Genomic DNA, 19,262 nt, shown 5'->3' with positions numbered 1-19,262 from the left:
TCACCTCCACCTGATCTTGAAGCGGGTCAGAAGGATCGCGACTACCATCGTCAGCAGCGATGTGGCGACCATCACGTCGGCGATGTAGCTCGGCACCTTGGCCGCGCGGCTCATGGCATCCGCGCCGACGAAGATGCCGGCGACGAAGATGGCGGAGGCGACGACACCCAGGGGATTGAGCATGGCGAGCATCGCTACGACGATGCCGGTGTAGCCATAGCCGGGCGAGAGGTCGAGCGTCAGGTTGCCCTTGAGTCCCGACACTTCCGAAAAGCCGGCAAGGGCCGCAAGGCCGCCCGAAAGCAGCGCCGTCTTCATCAGCACGCGGTTGACCGGGATGCCGACGAAGCGCGCGCCCTCGGCATTGTGCCCGACGGCGCGCATCTCGTAGCCGAGCAGGGTCTTCTTCGTGATCACCCAGACGACGGCCGCGGCCGCGATGGCGATGACGAAGCCGTAGTGCAGGCGCTTGCCCTGGATGAGGCGCGGCAACTGCGCCTCGGCGATGACCTTCTGCGATTGCGGCCAGCCGAGCCCCATCGGATCCTTCAGCACGCCGTCGAGCAGCATCGAGACGAAGAGGAGCACGATGAAATTGAGCAGCAGCGTCGTGACCACCTCATCGACGCCGAACCGCGTCTTCAACACGGCCGGCCCGAGCAGGATGAGGGCGCCGGCCGCCATGGCGGCGATCATCAGCACGGGGATCAGGATGAAGGACGGCAGGGGCAGCGCCCCTGTTCCAAGCGCCACGGTGACGATGCCGCCCATATAGAGCTGGGCCTCGGCGCCGATGTTCCACAGCCGCGCGCGAAAGGCGACGGCGATGGCAAGGCCGGTGAAGATCAGCGGCGTCGCGCGCGTCAGGGTCTCCATCAGCGCGAACTGCGAACCGGCGGCGCCCTTGGCGACGAGATAAAAGACCGACAGCGGCGACGCGCCGGCGACGAGGACGAGGATCGACGTCAGCACCAGCGTCGTGACGATCGCCGCCAGCGGGAACGACAGGGTAACCGCCAATGACGGTGCGGGCTTCGGCTCAAGCCGCATGATCGCTGTGCTCCCCGCTATGGCCCGCCATCAGTTCCCCCAGTTCCCGGATGCTTCGTTCGCCGCGCGCGGACGGCGCGGAAAGATGCCCCGCCGACATGACGGTGATCCGGTCGGACAGCGCCAGGATTTCCTCCAGGTCCTCCGAGATCAGTAGGATCGCCGCGCCCCGGTCGCGCGCCGCCAGCAGCATGCGATGGACATAGGCGACGGCGCCGACATCGAGCCCGCGGGTCGGCTGGCTGGCAAGGATGACCGCGGGATCGGGATCGAGCGCGCGGCCGAGGATGAGCTTCTGCATGTTGCCGCCGGATAGCAGGCGGATGCGCGCCTCCGGCGACGGGCATTTGACGTCGTAGTCGGCGATGATCTTCTCGGCGAAACGCCGGGCGGCCTTCCAGTTAAGGAAGCCCATGCGGCTGAAGCGCGGGCTGCCATAGTGCTCGGCGATCACGTTCTCCGTGACGCTCATGTCGCCGATGGTGCCGACGGCATGGCGATCCTCGGGGATGCGGGCGATGCCGTGGGCAAGCGCGGCGCGCGGCGACCAGTCGGTGACCTCCCGGTCGGCGATGGAGATGCGGCCGCCGGTCGGGCGCCGGATGCCGGAGAGCAGGGCGGCAAGCGCCGCCTGGCCATTGCCCGATACGCCGGCAAGGCCGGTGATCTCGCCGGCCGTGAGGGTGAGCGACACGTCGGCAAGCCCGGCCCCGTTGTGCGGGGCGGTGGAGACGCGATCGAGCGTGAGCAGCGGCGCGCCGAGCCTCGCCGGGTTGACCTCCGCCGGTTTCACCTCCTGGCCGACCATCAGGGCGGCGAGTTCCCTGCGGTCGGTCGAGGCCGTCTCGCGCTCGCCGACCAGCTTGCCGGCGCGCAGAACCAGCACGCGGTCGCTGACCGCCATGACCTCCTGCAGCTTGTGCGAGATGAAGATGATCGACAGGCCCTTGGCGACGAGCAGCTTCAGCGTGCGGAACAGGGCTTCCGTCTCGGCGGGCGTCAGCACGGCCGTCGGTTCGTCGAGGATCAGGATCCGGGCATCGCGGTAGAGCGCCTTCAGGATTTCCACCCGCTGGCGCTCGCCGACCGAAAGGGTGGCGACGGTGGCGGCGGGATCGACGGCAAGGCCGAAGTCGGCGGACAGTTCCTCGATGCGCCGGCGCGCGGCGGACCTGTCGAGCCGCGGGCTCCACAGGCTTTGCGTGCCGAGCGCGATATTCTCCTGCACCGTCATGTTGTCGGCGAGCGTGAAGTGCTGGTGCACCATGCCAATGCCGGCATTAAGCGCCGCGCGCGGGTCACCCGGCGGCAGGGGCGTGCCGAAGGCCTCGACGGTTCCCTCGTCGGCGACATAGTGGCCGAAGAGAATATTCATTAGCGTCGTCTTGCCGGCGCCGTTCTCGCCGAGAAGGGCAATCACTTCGCCGCGCTTCAGCTCGAAGGAGATCGCATCGTTGGCCCTCAGCGGACCGAAACGCTTGCTGATGCCGGAAAGGCGGAGGACAGGGGTACTGGACACGGCGATACGGACCGAAGGGAACGGTGGGAGAGGGGATCGTCCGCCCGGGAGGGGCCGCGGCGCGGCCGCCCCCGGGCGGAGGGACTTAGCTGGATTTCGGCTCGCTGTCGTCGACCGCGACGGTGAAGGAACCGTCCTTGATCGCCTTTTCCTTCTCCGCGATCTTCGCCTTGATCTCGCCCGGAACCTTGCCTTCGAAGGTGCCGAGCGGCGCGAGCGAACAGCCGCCGTTCTTCATGAAGGAATAGACGCCGTAGTCGTCGGCCTTGAAGGTGCCGGCCTTCACTTCGGCGATCGCCTTGTCGAGGGTCGGCTCGAAGTGCCACAGCGCCGAGGCGGCGACGGTATCGGGATAGTCGGCCTGCGTGTCGATGACGTTGCCGATGGCAAGCACCTTCTTCTCCTTGGCCGCGTCGGATACGCCGAAGCGCTCGGCATAGAGCAGGTCGGCGCCGCCGTCGATCTGGGCGAAAGCGGTTTCCTTGGCCTTGGGCGGATCGAACCACGAGCCGATGAAGGCGACCTGGAACCTGGTGTCGGGCGCCACTTCCTTCACGCCCGCCATGAAGGCGTTCATCAGGCGGTTAACCTCGGGGATCGGGTAGCCGCCGACCATGCCGATGTTCTTCGACTTGGTCAGCGCGCCGGCGACGAGGCCGGAAAGATAGGAGGCGTCCTGGATATAGTTGTCGAAGACTGAAAAGTTCGGCAGGTCCGGATCGGGCTTGAAGCTCGAACCCATCAGGAAGGCGACGTCGGGATAGTCACGGGCGACGGCGCGCGCGGCATCCTCGACGCCGAAGACCTCGCCGAGGATGAGTTTGTGCCCGGCCTCGCAATATTCGCGCATGACGCGTTCATAATCGTTGTTGGCGGTGTTTTCCGAATAGACATATTCGATCTCGCCGCGGTCCTTGGCGGCATTTGCGGCCTTGTGGATGCGGCTCACCCATTGCTGCTCGACCGGAACGGTAAAGACCGCCGCGACCTTGATCGGCTCGGCCGCGAAGAGGCGGCTTGGCAAGCCCGCCGCCGCCACGAGCGCGGATGCGCCGGCGGCCTGGATCAGCCGGCGTCTGGAAATGCCGAAATTGCTTTGCATGAACGTCCCCTCTGGTTGATTGCGCGTTTTTGAAATGCGTCTTTTACCGTTTGGTCAATGTAGGGGAAATTCGAAATGGCAGCAATCGGTTGCAGCGGAAGTTCACAGCCGAGACAGCGCCGTCGTGGCGCTCAGGCGGAAGGCAGGAGCCGGTCGCGCAGATAGGCGATGAAGCGCTGGCCGTAGCCGGGGAGCGGCACCGAGGACGGCCAGATCGCCGACATCTCGAAGTCGAGCGGCTTGCCGCGGTGCAGGATGTCGTAGGCGACCAGCCCTTCCACGGGGCCGGTGCCGAGATGGGGCACGACCGCGACGCCGCCGCTGCTGCGGGCAATCGCCAGCAGCGTATGGGGCGAGGAGGATTCCAGCGTCGGCTGCGCGAGGCAGCTTTCCGCCTGGCAGGCGGTTTCGAGCAGCTCGCGGGTGAAATGCCTTCGATTGAGCAGCAGCAGCGGCTGGCGGCAGAGCTGCGCCAGGGTGATGGTCCGGGTCTCACAGGCGAAGACCGAGGGGAGCGAGAAGGCGCGCACGCGCATCGCGCCGATATCGACGCGGCTGAAGCGGTCGGGCCGCGCGAAATGGCGGGCGTTGATCGCCAGATGCAGCTCGTTGTCGTCGAGCCGGCGGGCAAGCTCCGCACCGCCGCCTTCCTCCAGCCTTATGTCGATATTGGGATTGTCCTGCTTCCAGGCGGGCAACACCTCGCTCATATGGCGCTCGATCACCTGGGAGCAGGCGCCGACGCGCAGCAGGCCGCATTCGCCCTCGCGCATCTCGGCGACCGCGTCATGGAGGCGCTTGCTGGCGGCAAGGACGGCCTGCGCGTCGATCAGCAGCCGGTCGCCCTGCACCGAGAGGCGCAGGTTGCGGCCGCTGCGCTGGAAGAGCGTCAGCCCGAGCTCCTGCTCGAGCCGCTGGATCTGCCGCGACAATGCGGGCTGGGTGAGGTTCAGCCGCTCGGCCGCCGAGGTGACACTGCCGAGCTGGGCGGTCGTCACGAAACTTTTCAACAGCCGCTCGTCCATCCTTCGTCTCCCGCCAATTCATGCCGATCCTGCATGCATCGCCGAGGGATATTTGCATTGGACGCATGAAGCAAGCTGTGCGTAGGGTGCGGGACCATTAAAATCGAGGTTTCCGATGTCGCAAGCGCCTTCCGTCCGGACGTGGTACGAGAACCAATGGCACGCGGGCGATGTGCGTATTCTCGGCGCCGGCTCGCATGCGACATGGCTCGGCTCGCTGGTGTTCGACGGCGCGCGCCGCTTCGAGGGTGTGATCCCCGATCTCGACCTCCATGCGGAGCGGGTCAACGCATCCGCCCGCGCGCTCGGCCTCCGGCCGACGCTCACCGCCGCGCAGATCATGGAGCGCGTGCAGGAGGGGCTGGCGCATTTCCCGCCCGACGCCGCCGTCTATATCCGCCCCATGTACTGGGCGGAGGAGAGCGATGCGAGCGTCGTCGCGCCCGATCCCGCATCGACGGCCTTCGCCCTTTGCCTGGAGGAGCGGCCGATGGCCGTGCCCGGCGGCTTCACCATCACGACGACCCGTTTTCGCCGTCCGACGCTGGAGACCATGCCGGTCAACGCCAAGGCCGCCTGCCTCTATCCCAACAATGCCCGCATGCTGGCCGAGGCGCGCGCCAGGGGCTTCGGCAATGCGCTGGTCTGCGACACGCTCGGCAATGTGGCGGAGCTGGCGACCTCGAACGTATTCATGGCCAAGGACGGCGAGGTGTTCACGCCGGTGCCGAACGGCACGTTCCTCGACGGCATCACCCGCCAGCGGGTGATCGGCCTGCTGCGCGCGGACGGCGTTGCGGTGCACGAGAAGACGCTGACGGTCGAGGATTTCCGGGCGGCCGACGAGATCTTCAGCACCGGCAATATCTCTAAGGTCATGCCGGTCCTTGGCTTCGACGACCGCACCTTCGATTATGGCCCGCTCGCCCGCCGGGCGCGGCAGCTTTACTGGGATTGGGCGCATAGCTGACGCCCGAAAGGAGACTTGCCATGAGTACCGTTCGCCTGTGGACCGACGCCGAAGCCGAAGCGAACCCGCGCGTCAAGGCGGTGTTCGACGACATCCGCGCCACCCGCAAGTCCGATTTCGTCAACAATGTGTGGCGGGCGCTCGCCAACCAGCCGGATACGCTGGAGCGCATCTGGTCCGGCCTGAAGGACGTCATGGTCAAGCCCGGCGCGCTCGATCCGCTGGTCAAGGAAATGCTCTATATCGCCGTGTCGGTCGCCAATGGCTGCAGCTATTGCGTCCATTCCCACACCGCGGCGGCCAAGGCCAAGGGCATGACCGGGGACCAGCACGCCGAGCTTCTGGCGGTGATCGGCATGGCTTCGCAGACCAATGCCCTGCTCAACGCGCTGCAACTGCCGATCGATCCGCAGTTCCTGGTCGAGAGCTGAGACATGGCCGCGATCAAGGCAGGCGCGGTCATCGCGCGCCAACCCGGCGGGCCGGATGTCCTGGAATGGACGGAGCTTGCGGTGGAAACGCCCGGCCCCGGCGAGGTGCTGATCCGCCAGGAAGCGGCGGGGCTCAACTTCATCGACACCTATTACCGCTCCGGGCTCTATCCCTGGCCGGGCGACGTGCTCGTGCCGGGCGCGGAGGCGGCGGGCACGGTGGTCGCGCTCGGCCCAGGCGTCGAGACGCTTTCGGTCGGCCAGCGCGTCGCCTATCTGGAGCGCACCGGCGCTTATCGCGAGATGCGGGTCATGCCCGCCGACAGGCTGATCATGCTGCCGGACGGGATCGACGCGGCGCTGGCCGCCTCGGTCCTGCTCAAGGGACTGACGGCGCAGGTGCTGGTGTCCACCGCCGCGCCCGTTCTGGCGGGGCAGACGGTGCTCGTCCACGCCGCCGCCGGCGGGGTCGGGCTGCTGCTCGGGCAGTGGATCGCCGCCCTCGGCGCGCGTGCCATCGGCACCGCCGGATCGCGGGAAAAGGCCGAACTGGCCTTGGCGCACGGATATGACGCCGTGATCGAATACCGCCGCGAGGACTTTGCCGCCCGCGTGGCGGAGCTGACTGGCGGCGCCCTGTGCCACACGGTCTTCGACGCGGTGGGCAAGGATACCTGGCGCGGCTCGCTCGCCTGTCTGCGCCCGCACGGCCGTTTCGTGAGCTTCGGCCAGGCATCCGGGCCGATCGAGGGCTTCCGCATTTCCGATCTGGCGGCGGGGTCCAGGTCGGCCATCCGGCCCGTCGTCTTCGATTATCTGACGAGCGCCGAGGAACGACGCGAGCGCAGCGCGGAGCTGTTCACGCGCCTCGTCTCGGGAAGCCTTCGCGCCGGTGCGGCGTCCAGCCTGCCGCTGCGCGCGGCGGTGGAAGCGCATCGCGCGCTCGAAGGGCGCGCGACGACCGGATCGACGATCTTGACGATGGATGGATTTTCCGCGTGACGCCTCGTTCCCGCAAAAACCTGTCCGATTCAGTATATAAAAGAAAATCTATAGATATTGTCGGTAGTTAGCTCCGGCAGTATCACCTTAATCCGCGGGCGTGCCCGATCCGAATGCTCTAGACGGAAATCATCAGGTGCCAGCTAGCCGACCCCTGTTCAGGATATTCACGCAGGAAACCATCGTTCTCCTGATGGCGGTGGTGCTGTTCGTCGGTTTCGCCGTGGCGCTCGATGGGTTCACCGCGCCGGCGAACCTCCTCAACATCGTGCGCAGCGTCTCCGTGCTCGGCATCCTCGCCGCCGGCATGGGCATCGTCGTCATCGGGCGCGGCATCGATCTGTCCATGGTCTCGATCATGGTGGTGACGGTCGCCATCCAGCTTCAGCTGTTGCAGGCGGGCTGGTCGCTCTGGTCGGCGAGCGCGCTCGTCGCGGCGATCACCATCGGGCTCGGCGCGATGAACGGCTTCATGGTGGCCTATGCCGGCGTCTCGGCGCTGTTCGCCACGCTGGCCTCGAGCGCCTTCGTCTTCGGCTTCGTCCGCTCGCAGATCCTCTCGCAGGACGTCATCTACATTCCCGAGACGGCCGAAACGCTGCTCTGGCTCGGCAAGGCCCGCATCCTCGGCCTGCCGCTCGACGTCGTCGTCTTCCTCGCCGTCGTGGCGGTGGCGCTGGTGCTGCTGCGCTGGTCGCGGCCGGGCCGCTTCCTCTACCTGATGGGCGACAATTTCCAGGCCGCGCGCACCATGGGCATCCCGGTGCGCCCGCTGATCGTCGCCTCCTTCGTCGCAAGCGCGCTCCTTGCCTGGCTTGCCGGCATGGCGAGCGCCGTCAGCCTGCAGAGCATGAACACGCGGCTGGTCAACTCGGCCCTGCTCTACGACGTGGTGCTGGTCGTGGTGATCGGCGGCATCGGGCTTTCCGGCGGCAAGGGCGGCATGCGCAACGTGGTCGTGGGCGCGCTGCTGATCGGCATCCTGCTCAACGGCATGACCATCCTCAACCTGCCGAACATCCACCAGAATCTCATCAAGGCGCTGATCCTGCTCGGCGCGATCATCCTCGATGGGCAACTCAATCCCCGCGACGAGCAGACCAGTCAGCAGGGCGACATCTAGAGCATTTCCAGCAAAAGTGCGCAGCGGTTTTGCGTTCGGAAATGCGGAAGAACTCTGGGCGGAGGGTCGCGTGGCCCGATGCCCGTGAACAATGGCAACAATCGCGGCCCGGAGAGGGGCGCATCCTAGCGGAGGCATGACATGAGCAATCTGAGAAAGACACTCCGGCGCGTCGTCCTGGCGGGGGCCTGCCTTGCGGGCGCCGCCATCGGCGCACAGGCGCAGGAAACCAATCCCGGCCCCGAAGCCTATCGCTCGGCGCTGGAAGGCAAGCGCGTGGTGATGGTGCCCATGACCATGGGCTTCGACCTCGCGCAGGGCTGGAACCACTTCATCGGCGAGGAAGTCAAGCAGTTCGGCGGCATCTGGGAAACGCGCGACCCCAACTGGAGCGTCGATGCCGGCGCGCAGGCGATCACCGACCTGATCTCCTCGGCCGAAAAGCCCGACGTGCTGATCGTCCAGACGCCGGACCTCAACTCCTATTCGCGCCTCTTCAAGCGCGCGCAGGAAGCCGGCATCTTCGTCGTGCAGCTCGACAACCCGTCGAACTACGCCTCCGACGTCTTCGCCGGCTCGGACTGGAAGCGCCTCGGCGAACTGGAGACGCAGGCCGTCATCGACCATTGCGGTGAAAGCTCCTCCAAGAAGATCGCCGTCATCCAGGGCGACCAGGTGAATTCGTCGAGCCTAGACCAGTGGGCCGGCGTACAGGCCGTGCTGGAGCGCAATCCGGGCTGGACGGTCGCGGGCACCGCGGATTCCAACTGGGATGCGACGACGGCGCGCAACGCCGCCGCCACCATCCTGCAGCAGCACCCGGACGTCTGCGGCATCGTCGATTTCTGGGATGCGACGGCGCAGGGCACCGCCTCGGCGATCCGCGATGCCGGCCTCAAGGACAAGATCTTCCTCGCCACGACGGGCTCGGGCGAAGCGATCGATTGCAAGCTCATCGAGGACGGCACCTTCGGCGCCATCGTGACGAGCGAGCTGCCGCGCCAGTCGCAGGACGTCGTGGCCGCCATCAAGATCCTGCTCCAGAGCGGCATCAAGCCGGGCGACAGCAAGAACTATCTCTATACGCATGAGATCGCCCGTTCGAAGAAAGACCTGACGCCGGATACGTGCTGGAGCCAGGCCGCCATCGAGGCCGCCGCCAAGAAGTAATGAAGACAGGGAGGAGGCCGGCCAGCGGCCCGCCTCCTCCACCCCCATGGAACCGGCCCGAATGACGCTTCGTGAAAGACTGACCCGCCTGCGCTACAACAAGGTGCCCGATCACCTGCTGGGTGAAATCCTGTCGAAGAGCTGGGCCGACAATCTCGTGCCCTTCGCCTTCCTCGTCGTGGTGGTGGCCGCCTTCGGCATTCTCCTGCCGGGCTTCTTCGCGCCGTCGAGCCTCCTCGACACCACCCGCCAGCTCGGCGAGTTCCTGATCGTCGTGCTCGGCCTCACGGTCGTCATCATCGGCGGCGGCATCGATCTTTCCGTCGGCTCCATCTTCGCGTTGGGCGCGTTCGCGACCCTCGCCGTCATCTATATCGCCGAGGGGCCGGTGTGGCTGGCCTTCCTCGCCGCGCTCGGGGCCGGCGCGCTGTTCGGCGCGCTCAACGGCTTTCTCGTCGGCTATCTGCGCCTGCGCGCCTTCCTGACCACGTTGGTCACGCTCATCATCGGCCGCTCGATCTACGACATCCTGATCACCACATGGGGCGCCCGCATCCAGAGCTCGCCGGTATTCAACGACACGTTCGACCATATCGGCATGGGCGCGGTCTGGGGCCAGCCGATCAGCGCGCTGATCGCGCTCGCCTTCGCGCTGATCGCCCATCTGGTGATGAGCCGGTCCCGCATCGGCTGGCACTTTACCGCCGTCGGCGGCGCGCGCCGTTCGGCCTTCAATGTCGGCATCAACGTGCGCCGCACGATCTTCCTCACCTATGTCATCTCGGGGGCTGCCTGCGGCCTCGCCGGCTTCCTCTTCGCCGCGCGCCTTTCGGGCGTCGGCCCGGGAACGGGGCTCGGTCTGGAGCTTGCCGCCCTCACCGCCGCCGTCGTCGGCGGCAACAGCCTTGGCGGCGGGCGCGGCTCCATCGCCAAGGGGCTGATGGGCGCCATCGTCGTGCTGCTCATCACCAACGGCCTCATCCGCATGGGCGCGGGCACCGGCACCAGCCAGCTCATCGTCGGGCTGCTGCTGGCGGCCGCCATCGTTCTCGACGTGCGCTGGCTGAAGAACCGTCACAAGGTGCTGTCGGAAGTCTATGTCGCCCCGCTGCACCATGCCATGCAGCCCGCCCAGTCGGCGCTGCCGGGTTCCGGCACGGCCTATGCGCTGAACGATGCGCTGGCCTCGGCCGAGCCCATCGCGCTCGGCACGGTGGAGGGGCCCGAGGACGTGATCCTCGACGCCGACGACAATCTCTATGCCGGCACGCGCCATGGCGAGATCGTGCGCTGGTTCGCGCCGGACTATACCCGTTCCGAAGTGTTCGCCCATATCGGCGGCTTTCCGCTCGGCCTCGCCATGGCCCGCGACGGGCAGATCGTCTCCTGCGTCGGCGCCATGGGCCTTTACGGCGTGGCGAAGGACGGCGGGGTGCGCGAGCTTTCCACCGAAACGCGGCGCTCGCTCTTCTCTGTCGTCGACGATGCGCGCCTGCGCGATCCGAACGACTGCGACATCGGCCCGGACGGGCGCATCTGGTTCACCGATTCCACCACGCGCTACGATGCCCATGACTGGGCGCTGGATTCCATCGAGAGCCGGCCGACCGGCCGCCTCCTTGTCCATGACCCGAAGACCGGCAGGACGCGCACGGTGCTGAAGAACCTGCGCTATGCCAACGGCGTCTGCCTCTCCCATGACGGCCAGTCGCTGCTGATCGCCGAAAGCTGGGCCTGCTCGGTGCACCGCTACTGGATCGCCGGGCCGAAGGAAGGCCAGCTCGAAACGATGATCCGCGACATGCCCGGCTATCCCGACAACATCAACCGCGCCTCGGACGGCACCTACTGGATGGCATGGCTCGGCATGCGCACGCCGAGCTTCGACCTGGCGCTCCGCCACCCCGCCATGCGCAAGCGCATGACACGCAACCTGCCGCAGGACGACTGGCTCTTCCCGAACATCAACACCGGCGGCGTTGTGAAGTTCGACGAGACGGGCGCCATCGTCGCGACCCTCGGCGATCTCGGCGGCGCGGCTCATCCGATGGTCACGTCCATGCGCGAGCACAAGGGCTGGCTGTATATCGGCGGCATCCTCAACAACCGCATCGGCCGCATTCGCCTGCCAGATGCCGATCCGGACTGGACGAGCTGGAATTCCTACTGGGGAGACAGGGCATGACGCTCCTCGACCGCCTGCTCGACCCGTTCCGCGGCGAAGCCGTCACCATCCCGCCCTATGACGGCGCATGGAAACCGAACACGCAACTGGAAACGGCGGCGCACGTTGCCGCGCTGCCGGAGGCCGACAATCTCGCAGAGGACAGCGAGGGAACGATCTGGCTGACCGGCGGCCCCGTGCTCTACCGGCTGGAGGACGAGAAGGCCAAACCGGCCGAGACCTTCGCCGCGCCCATCACCGCGCTTTCGGCCCTGCCGGGCGGCGGGCTCGTCGTGGCGCTGGCAGATGGCGGCCTGATCCTTCGGCGCGATGGCGCAAGCCGGGATCTGCGCCAAGCCTTTCCCGCCGCCGTCTCGGCGACGGCGCTGCTGGCGAACGATGATGGCACTTTGCTGGTCGCGCAGGGCTCGGCCAGCCATGCCGCCACGGAATGGGTGCCGGCGCTGATGCGCAAGCGCCGCGACGGCGCCGTCTGGCGGCTCGACCTTGCCGGCGGCAAGGCGGAGCGGATCGCGGGCGGGCTCGCCTTCCCGACCGGGCTGGCGCGCGATGAGGCTGGCGCGCCGGTGGTGGCCGAGGCTTTCGCCCATCGGCTCGTCGCCCTCGGCGGCCGGCCGCGTACCGTCCTCGACCGCATCCCCGGCTATCCGGGCCGGCTTTCGCCGGCGCGAGCGGGCGGCTGGTGGCTGCCGGTCTTCGCCCCGCGCAACCGGCTGATCGAGCTCGTGCTGCGCGAGGATCGCTTCCGCGCCGACATGATCGCCACCGTGCCGCAGGATTACTGGATCGCCCCCGCGCTGCGCTCGGGCGAGAGTTTCCTGGAGCCCCTGCAGCGCGGCGGGGTACGCACGATGGGCGTGCGCAAGCCCTGGGCGCCGGCGCGGTCCTATGGCCTCGTCGCCCGGCTGGACGCGGCGTTCCGCCCGCTCGCCAGCCTGCATTCGCGCGCGGACGGCCAGCGCCACGGCGCGGTCTCTGTGCTGGACCTGCCGCAGGCGCGGCTGGTCGCGCTGAAAGGGGCGGGCGAGATCGTCGATATCCCGAGCCGGGAGGCCCAGCCATGACAGCAATCCTCGAGGCGCGCGCGCTGACCAAGGCCTTCCACGGCAATGTCGCGGTGGATGCGGTGGATTTCACGCTCGAGGCGGGCGAAGTCCACGCCCTGCTCGGCGAGAACGGGGCGGGCAAGTCCACCTTCAGCAAGCTTCTGGCCGGCGTCTATCCGCCCGAAGGCGGCGAAATCCTCTATCAGGGAGAGCCGCTGCGGGCCGAAGGGCCGGCGGAGGCGCTGCGCCGCGGCATCGCCATGGTCTATCAGGAAACCAGCCTCGTGCCCTCGATGACCGTGGCGCAGAACCTGTTCCTCGGCCATGAAAAGGCGTTCAACCGCCTGCGCGGCATCACCATCGCGGCGCAGCAGTTCCTGCAATCGCTGAACTTCACCGTGGACCCGACGGCGCTGGTCTCCAGCCTCGGAGCCGCCAAGCGGCAGATGGTCGAGATCGCCCGCGCGGTGCGGCTGAATGCCAAGGTCATCATCTTCGACGAGCCGACGGCGACGCTGACGCCCGAGGAGCGGCGGCATTTCTTCTCGCTGATCGACCGCCTGCGCGCCCGGGGCGTCGCGATCATCTTCATCACCCACGCGCTGGAAGAGGCGCTGCAGATGTCCGACCGCATCACCGTCATGCGCGACGGCAGAAGGGTGCTGACGGAAAAGGCCGGCGACCTGACGCAGGCACGCATCGTGCAGGCGATGGTCGGCCGCGAGCTCGCCACCGAGTTTGCGCCGCGCACCAAGACCCGTCCGGCCGGACAGCGCGTGCTTTCGGTCGAGGACGTCTCGATGGGCGCGCTCGTCCGCAACACGTCCTTCTCCGTCTTCGCCGGGCAGGTGACGGGCCTCTTCGGCCTCGTCGGCTCCGGTCGCACCGAGACGGCCAAGATCGTCGCCGGCGTCTTCAAGCGCGATTTCCTGCGCGGCGGCGCCATCGAATATGAAGGCCGTCCCGTGCGCTATGCGACGCCCGGCCCGGCGGTCGCCGACGGTATCGTCTATGTCACCGAGGACCGCAAACTCGAAGGCTTCTTCGAGAACATGTCGATCGCCGAAAACCTCTATGCCGGGCTGCTGGCGGCCGGAAAGAACCGCTTTCCCTTCGTCTCCATGGCGGAGATGAAGGCGCTGGCGGAGGAATGGACCGACAGGCTCGCCATCCGCTCCATCGGCGGGGAGGCGCGCGTCGTCGAGCTTTCCGGCGGCAACCAGCAGAAGGTGGTGATCGGCAAGGCGCTCATTCAGAAGCCGCGGCTCATCATCTTCGACGAGCCGACGCGCGGCGTCGACGTGGGTGCGGTCGCCGAGATCCACGCGCTCATCCAGCGGCTGGCCGACGAGGGGCTGGCCGTGGTGGTGATTTCCTCCTACCTGCCGGAAATCCTCTCCCTCTCCGACCGCATCCTCGTCGCAAGGCAGGGCCGGGTGGTGGAGGAGTTCTCGCCCATCGACGCGTCGAGCGAGAGCATCATGTACGCCGCGGTGCACTGAACGGCGCGACGCGCCGTCAGGGCATCGCGTCCTTCCCGCCATCTCACCGCTGGCCCGGCCGCATGGCGAGCCTGCTATGGACATTCGTGTCGGCGGCAAGCTAGACGACACGAACCAATGCGCCGATAACAGGAGCATCGGGCAGGCAATGGTGGGGTTTCGTGGCGGTTACGATCAAGGATATTGCGAGACAGGCCGGGGTCTCGACCGCGACGGTGTCGAAGGTCCTGAACCGGAAGGATTCGGTGATCGGGGACGAGACGCGCCAGAAGGTCCTGTCGCTCGCCCGTGAACTGAACTACACGCCGAATTCGCTGGCGCGCTCGCTCGTCACGCGCAAGTCGCATGTCATCGGCATCATCGTTCCCGATATCCTCAATCCCTATTTCACGGAGCTGGTGCGCGCCTGCGACGACGCCGCGCGCCTGCGCGGCTACACGACCCTCGTCTGCAATTCCGAGGGCATAGCGGAGATCGAGACGGCGCACCTCACCTCCTTCGGGGGGCACCGCGTGGATGGCGTCCTGCTCGCCGCCAGCGACGTCATTCCCGACACGGAGCTTCTCGATGCCCTGCGCATCCCCGTCGTCTGCATGGACCGGGAGATCGGCCCGGTGGCGCAGCTCGTCGCGACGGTCGATACCGACTATCGCAGCGGCGCCTTCCAGGCGACGCGCCATCTGATCGAAAAGGGCCATACCCGCATCGCCTTCCTCAGCGGTGCGCCGCATCGCTCGAACACGCAGATCCGCCTTTCCGGATACAGGGACGCGCTCGCCGAAGCCGGCATTCCCTTCGATCCCGAGCTGGTGCGCTGCAAGGAATTCCAGCACAGGTTCGGCCATCAGGCCACGCTGGACCTCATCGACAGCACCGATTTCACGGCGATCTGCTGCATGAACGACATGCTGGCCATCGGCGCGATGGTCGCCCTGCGCGAGCGCGGCCGGCGCGTGCCGGAGGATTGCGCGGTGATCGGCTTCGACAACATTTACCTCTCTCCGCTGCTGGAGCATCCGCTCTCGACCGTGGACCGGCGCATCGCCCATTCCGGCCGCGTCGCGACGAACGCCCTCATCGATTTCCTCGAGGATCCGGACCGCAAGGGCGAGGCCATCACCATCATGCCCACGGTCGTCAGCCGCACCACGACCTGACGGAGCGGGATGCTTCCGATGGCGTTCAAGTGCCCGTGTCATGGCACCTGTGAAATTGTTTCGCACCTGCATTCAGGCACCGTTATTTAGCCCGCTCTACGAGAGGCCTTGACGGAGTAGCTTTCGCCAAAGTACACGTTTACCTGCGCTTAGATACACGTTTAACTAACGTGGAAACGGCCGGTTTTCTGTTGACAGCGAATAGTCCGGCCGTCATATGTATAGACATTAGGATCGGTCTCGCCGGCGCTGCATGCCCCGGCATCCAGGGAGGGGAATGACAATGCTGAAACATCTGATGGTGACGGTCGCCTTGGCGGCGATGACGGCGGGCGCGGCGGCGGCCGATTTCAACCCGGCGATCGTCTACGGAACGAGCGGCAAGTTCGACAAGTCGTTCAACGAGATGGCCTATACGGGCGCGGAAAAGTTCAAGGCGGACACCGGCTCCAGCTACCGCGATTTCGAGGCGCAGGCCGATTCCCAGGCGGAGCAGGGCATCCGCAACTTCGCCAGCCGCGGCTTCAGCCCGGTCATCGTCACGAATTTCGGCTACAAGGACCAGCTCGCCAAGGTCGCTAAAGAATTCCCCGACATCGACTTCGTGATGCTCGATGACGTGGTCGATCTTCCCAATGTCCGCTCCGTCACCTTCAAGGAAGAGCAGGGGTCCTACGTGGTCGGCCTGATCGCGGCGCTCTCCTCCAAGAGCAAGGCCGTCGGCTTCATCGGCGGCATGGATATCCCGATCATCCGCAAGTTCGGCTGTGGCTTTGCACAGGGCGCGGCGGCCGGCGGCGCGACGAACATCATCCGCAACATGACGGGCACGACGAACGCCGCCTTCAACGACCCGGTCAAGGGCGGCGAGATCGCGGCCTCCCAGATGGGCCAGGGTGCGGACGTCATCTTCGCCGCGGCCGGCGGCACGGGCATCGGTGTCCTCCAGAAGGTCGCGGATGCCGGAAAGTTCGCCATCGGCGTCGATTCCAACCAGAACTACATGCATCCGGGCGTCATGCTGACCTCCATGGTCAAGCGCGTCGACGTCGCGGTCTACAATGCGCTGAAGGATGCCAAGGAAGGCCACTTCACCGGCGGCGTGCAGTCGCTCGGCCTTGCCGAGAACGGCGTCGACTGGGCGCTGGACGAGCATAACCGCAGCCTGATCACTCCCGAGGTCGAGGCGGCCGCCAGGAAGGCGAAGGACGAGATCGCCGCCGGCACGCTCGATGTCCACGACTACATGTCGGACGACAAGTGCCCTCTCTGAGGAACGGCGGGCAGGCGTTTAAGGCGCCTGCCCTTCCAAGCATAGTCTGGAGGAGGCCATGGCAGCAGAAATCGGCTCCGCGCGGCATGTGCTGGAGCTTTCCGGCATCAACAAGAGCTTCGGCCCCGTCGTCGCCAACAAGGACGTGAACCTCTCGGTCAAGGCCGGCAGCATCCACGGCATCGTCGGCGAGAACGGCGCTGGCAAATCGACCCTGATGTCCATTCTCTATGGCTTCTACCAGGCCGATTCCGGCACGATCCGCATCGACGGAAGGGAGGTCGGGATTCCCGACAGCCGCGCGGCGATCGCCCATGGCATCGGCATGGTCCACCAGCACTTCAAGCTGGTCGAGAACTTCACCGTTCTGGAAAACATCATCCTCGGCGCGGAAGAGGGGGCGCTCCTCTCCTCCAGCCGGCGCAAGGCCCGTCTCGAGCTTCAGCGCCTTGCGAAGGAATACGAGCTGCAGGTCGATCTGGAGGCGGTCACGGAAGACCTGCCGGTCGGCGTCCAGCAGCGCGTGGAAATCCTCAAGGCGCTCTATCGCCAGGCGCGCATCCTCATCCTCGACGAGCCGACGGGCGTGCTGACGCCGAGCGAGGCCGATCACCTGTTCCGCATCCTCCGGCGCCTGCGCGACGAGGGCAAGAGCGTCATCCTCATCACGCACAAGCTGCGCGAGATCATGGACGCGACGGACACGGTGTCGGTCATGCGGCGCGGCGAGCTGATCGCCACCGCCCCGACGGCGTCGATGACGAAGGAAAGCCTTGCCGAGCTCATGGTCGGCCGGCGGGTGCTGCTGCGCGTCGACAAGTCGCCGTCGAAACCGGGCGAGGTCGTCTTCGACGTGAAGGGTCTCAACGTGCGCGACCAGCGCGGCGTGCGCATGGTCAAGGACGTCTCGCTTTCCGTTCGCGCCGGCGAGATCGTCGGCATCGCCGGGGTCGCCGGCAACGGCCAGACCGAGCTTCTCGAGGCGCTGGCGGGAAACCGCGTGCCGGACTCCGGCACGGTCCGCCTCAACGGCGAGGAGATCGCCGCCGACCCGTTCAGGCGCCGCGCCGCAGGTGTCGCCCATGTGCCGGAGGACCGGCACGCCATCGGTCTCATCCTGTCCTTCCCGCTGCGGGAAAATGCCAGCCTCGGCTATCACCGCCGGCCGGAATTCGGCACGAGCCCGATGCTGAAGCGCGCCCAGCTCCAGCACTATGCGCAGGATTACATTTCCGACTACGACATCCGCCCGCCCAATCCCGATCTGCGCACCTCGCTCTTTTCCGGCGGCAACCAGCAGAAGATCGTGCTGGCGCGCGAGATCGAGCACGATCCCGAAATGCTGCTGGTCGGCCAGCCGACGCGCGGCGTCGATATCGGCGCCATCGAATTCATCCATCGACGGCTGATCGAGCTGCGCGACCAGAACAAGGCGATCCTCCTCGTTTCGGTGGAGCTCGACGAGATCAGGGCGCTCTCCGACCGCATCCTCGTCATGTTCGACGGCGCGATCGTCGGGGAGGCGAGCCCGGATGCCTCGGAGCGGGAACTGGGCCTGCTCATGGCCGGCGTCACGCAAGAAGATCAGGGGAGAGGCTAAGGTGGCCAGCTTTCTCAACATAAGGCAGATCGTCGATTTCGCGATCCTGCCGCTCATGAATGTCGCCGTCGCGCTCCTGATCTCGGGGCTGGTGGTGCTCTTCGTCGGCCAGAACCCGCTGGAGGCGGTGGGCTATCTCGTCAGCGGTTCGCTGGGCTCGGGCGAGGGGATCGGCTTCACGCTCTACTTCGCCACCAGCTTCATGTTCACGGGGCTGGCGGTCGCGGTGGCGTCGCATGCCGGCCTCTTCACGATCGGCGCGGAAGGGCAGGCCTATCTCGGCGGCCTCGGCATCGCGCTCGTGTGCCTGGCGCTCGACAAGGTCGTTCCCTGGTACGTGACGCTCGTGCCCGCGGCGATGGCCGGCATGCTGTTCGGCGCGGCCTGGGCCTTCATTCCGGCCTATCTGCAGGCAAGGCGCGGCAGCCATCTCGTCATCACGACGATCATGTTCAACTTCATCGCCTCGTCGGTCATGATCTACGTGCTCGTCAACCTGATCAAGGAATCGGGCAGCATGGCGCCGCAGACGCGCCTCTTCGATGCCGGCGGCCTCGTGCCGAAGCTCGGCGAGATCCTGCCCGTCGATATCGGCACGGCGCCGCTCAATATCAGCCTGTTCATCGCCATCGCGGCCGCCGTCTTCGTCTGGGTCCTCATCTGGAAGACCAAGCTCGGCTTCGAGATCCGCGCGACGGGCGCCAATCCCGCGGCGGCGCGCAATGCCGGCATCGGCTACGTCAAGATCACCATCGTCTGCATGCTGATCTCGGGCGCGCTGGCGGGCCTTGCCGGCGTCAATATCCTGATGGGGGACCTCGGCAAGCTGCAGCTCGATTTCCCGGCCGGCATCGGCTTGGTCGGGGTGGCGGTCGCCCTCATGGGGCGCGGCCATCCGGTCGGCATCGCGGTCGCCTCGGTCCTCTTCGGCGTCCTCTACCAGGGCGGTGCGGAAATCTCCTTCTGGATGCCGAACATCACGCGGGAGCTGATCATGCTCATCCAGGGGCTGGTCATCCTCTTCGCGGGCGCGCTCAGCCTGATGTTCCGAAGCTCGGTCTATTCGCTGGTCGATCTCTTCCGCTTCTCGAAACGGGAGGCCTGAGC

At 66.6% G+C, this 19,262-nt stretch carries 16 protein-coding genes; 12 read left to right on the top strand and 4 right to left on the bottom strand.

The annotated features are described in order from the left end of the window. From ShzoTeo12_RS26170 to ShzoTeo12_RS26155, 4 genes are all read right to left on the bottom strand, one after another. Complete coding sequence (locus tag ShzoTeo12_RS26170) at nt 1-1,050, bottom strand: ABC transporter permease (RefSeq protein WP_318913125.1); 1,050 nt, start codon at nt 1,048-1,050, stop codon at nt 1-3. Next, nucleotides 1,040-2,569 carry an ABC transporter ATP-binding protein gene (locus ShzoTeo12_RS26165; RefSeq protein ID WP_318913124.1) on the bottom strand — a complete coding sequence of 510 codons (1,530 nt, stop codon included), beginning with the start codon at nt 2,567-2,569 and terminating at the stop codon, nt 1,040-1,042. The genes ShzoTeo12_RS26170 and ShzoTeo12_RS26165 overlap by 11 nt, the downstream gene beginning before the upstream one ends. A gap of 85 nt (nt 2,570-2,654) precedes the next feature. Beyond that, entirely contained in the window at nt 2,655-3,671 is a 1,017-nt protein-coding gene (locus tag ShzoTeo12_RS26160; RefSeq protein WP_318913122.1) for a BMP family protein, read from the bottom strand. Between the two features lie 131 nt (nt 3,672-3,802). After that, nucleotides 3,803-4,696 (bottom strand): LysR family transcriptional regulator, encoded by an 894-nt coding sequence (locus ShzoTeo12_RS26155; protein WP_119255359.1) that lies wholly within the window; start codon nt 4,694-4,696, stop codon nt 3,803-3,805. 115 nt (nt 4,697-4,811) lie between these two features. On the opposite strand from ShzoTeo12_RS26155, the gene ShzoTeo12_RS26150 reads away from it, so the two are divergent. From ShzoTeo12_RS26150 to ShzoTeo12_RS26095, 12 genes are all read left to right on the top strand, one after another. Beyond that, nucleotides 4,812-5,666: a branched-chain amino acid aminotransferase gene (locus tag ShzoTeo12_RS26150; protein WP_119255358.1), complete on the top strand. Its 855-nt coding sequence runs from the start codon at nt 4,812-4,814 to the stop codon at nt 5,664-5,666. A 20-nt stretch (nt 5,667-5,686) separates the two neighbouring features. Further along, complete coding sequence (locus ShzoTeo12_RS26145) at nt 5,687-6,097, top strand: carboxymuconolactone decarboxylase family protein (RefSeq protein WP_318913121.1); 411 nt, start codon at nt 5,687-5,689, stop codon at nt 6,095-6,097. Between the two features lie 3 nt (nt 6,098-6,100). Further along, nucleotides 6,101-7,099 (top strand): quinone oxidoreductase family protein, encoded by a 999-nt coding sequence (locus tag ShzoTeo12_RS26140; RefSeq protein WP_413251175.1) that lies wholly within the window; start codon nt 6,101-6,103, stop codon nt 7,097-7,099. A gap of 193 nt (nt 7,100-7,292) precedes the next feature. Next, nucleotides 7,293-8,222, top strand: coding sequence for an ABC transporter permease (locus tag ShzoTeo12_RS26135; RefSeq protein WP_318914377.1), 930 nt, complete (start codon nt 7,293-7,295; stop codon nt 8,220-8,222). A gap of 141 nt (nt 8,223-8,363) precedes the next feature. Continuing rightward, nucleotides 8,364-9,392, top strand: coding sequence for a sugar ABC transporter substrate-binding protein (locus ShzoTeo12_RS26130; protein ID WP_119255354.1), 1,029 nt, complete (start codon nt 8,364-8,366; stop codon nt 9,390-9,392). A gap of 61 nt (nt 9,393-9,453) precedes the next feature. Further along, complete coding sequence (locus ShzoTeo12_RS26125; protein ID WP_318913120.1) at nt 9,454-11,577, top strand: ABC transporter permease; 2,124 nt, start codon at nt 9,454-9,456, stop codon at nt 11,575-11,577. Beyond that, the gene (locus ShzoTeo12_RS26120) at nt 11,574-12,641 is read left to right on the top strand and encodes a hypothetical protein (RefSeq protein ID WP_318913119.1); all 1,068 of its coding nucleotides are present in this window, start codon (nt 11,574-11,576) and stop codon (nt 12,639-12,641) included. Before ShzoTeo12_RS26125 ends, ShzoTeo12_RS26120 begins: the two co-directional genes overlap by 4 nt. After that, nucleotides 12,638-14,125, top strand: coding sequence for a sugar ABC transporter ATP-binding protein (locus ShzoTeo12_RS26115; protein WP_318913118.1), 1,488 nt, complete (start codon nt 12,638-12,640; stop codon nt 14,123-14,125). Before ShzoTeo12_RS26120 ends, ShzoTeo12_RS26115 begins: the two co-directional genes overlap by 4 nt. Before the next feature lie 161 nt (nt 14,126-14,286). Then, nucleotides 14,287-15,282: a LacI family DNA-binding transcriptional regulator gene (locus ShzoTeo12_RS26110; RefSeq protein WP_318913116.1), complete on the top strand. Its 996-nt coding sequence runs from the start codon at nt 14,287-14,289 to the stop codon at nt 15,280-15,282. A 283-nt stretch (nt 15,283-15,565) separates the two neighbouring features. Next, nucleotides 15,566-16,555: a BMP family lipoprotein gene (locus ShzoTeo12_RS26105; protein WP_119255349.1), complete on the top strand. Its 990-nt coding sequence runs from the start codon at nt 15,566-15,568 to the stop codon at nt 16,553-16,555. Between the two features lie 58 nt (nt 16,556-16,613). Continuing rightward, a complete protein-coding gene (locus tag ShzoTeo12_RS26100; RefSeq protein WP_318913115.1) occupies nt 16,614-18,155 on the top strand; it encodes an ABC transporter ATP-binding protein in 1,542 nt (513 codons plus the stop codon). 55 nt (nt 18,156-18,210) lie between these two features. Continuing rightward, nucleotides 18,211-19,260 carry an ABC transporter permease gene (locus tag ShzoTeo12_RS26095; protein WP_318914376.1) on the top strand — a complete coding sequence of 350 codons (1,050 nt, stop codon included), beginning with the start codon at nt 18,211-18,213 and terminating at the stop codon, nt 19,258-19,260. The last annotated feature ends 2 nt before the right edge of the window (nt 19,261-19,262 follow it).

The organism is Shinella zoogloeoides, assembly GCF_033705735.1.
Lineage (GTDB): Bacteria > Pseudomonadota > Alphaproteobacteria > Rhizobiales > Rhizobiaceae > Shinella > Shinella zoogloeoides_A.
This window is presented reverse-complemented; position numbering and strand designations above follow the sequence as displayed.

Bases quoted from the DNA above. Each gene is read 5' to 3' on its own strand.
- ShzoTeo12_RS26170 (WP_318913125.1), bottom strand. From the start codon at position 1,050: ATGCGGCTTGAGCCGAAGCCCGCACCGTCATTGGCGGTTACCCTGTCG.
- ShzoTeo12_RS26160 (WP_318913122.1), bottom strand. From the start codon at position 3,671: ATGCAAAGCAATTTCGGCATTTCCAGACGCCGGCTGATCCAGGCCGCC.
- ShzoTeo12_RS26155 (WP_119255359.1), bottom strand. From the start codon at position 4,696: ATGGACGAGCGGCTGTTGAAAAGTTTCGTGACGACCGCCCAGCTCGGC.
- ShzoTeo12_RS26150 (WP_119255358.1), top strand. From the start codon at position 4,812: ATGTCGCAAGCGCCTTCCGTCCGGACGTGGTACGAGAACCAATGGCAC.
- ShzoTeo12_RS26145 (WP_318913121.1), top strand. From the start codon at position 5,687: ATGAGTACCGTTCGCCTGTGGACCGACGCCGAAGCCGAAGCGAACCCG.
- ShzoTeo12_RS26140 (WP_413251175.1), top strand. From the start codon at position 6,101: ATGGCCGCGATCAAGGCAGGCGCGGTCATCGCGCGCCAACCCGGCGGG.
- ShzoTeo12_RS26135 (WP_318914377.1), top strand. From the start codon at position 7,293: ATGGCGGTGGTGCTGTTCGTCGGTTTCGCCGTGGCGCTCGATGGGTTC.
- ShzoTeo12_RS26130 (WP_119255354.1), top strand. From the start codon at position 8,364: ATGAGCAATCTGAGAAAGACACTCCGGCGCGTCGTCCTGGCGGGGGCC.
- ShzoTeo12_RS26125 (WP_318913120.1), top strand. From the start codon at position 9,454: ATGACGCTTCGTGAAAGACTGACCCGCCTGCGCTACAACAAGGTGCCC.
- ShzoTeo12_RS26120 (WP_318913119.1), top strand. From the start codon at position 11,574: ATGACGCTCCTCGACCGCCTGCTCGACCCGTTCCGCGGCGAAGCCGTC.
- ShzoTeo12_RS26115 (WP_318913118.1), top strand. From the start codon at position 12,638: ATGACAGCAATCCTCGAGGCGCGCGCGCTGACCAAGGCCTTCCACGGC.
- ShzoTeo12_RS26105 (WP_119255349.1), top strand. From the start codon at position 15,566: ATGCTGAAACATCTGATGGTGACGGTCGCCTTGGCGGCGATGACGGCG.
- ShzoTeo12_RS26100 (WP_318913115.1), top strand. From the start codon at position 16,614: ATGGCAGCAGAAATCGGCTCCGCGCGGCATGTGCTGGAGCTTTCCGGC.
- ShzoTeo12_RS26095 (WP_318914376.1), top strand. From the start codon at position 18,211: ATGAATGTCGCCGTCGCGCTCCTGATCTCGGGGCTGGTGGTGCTCTTC.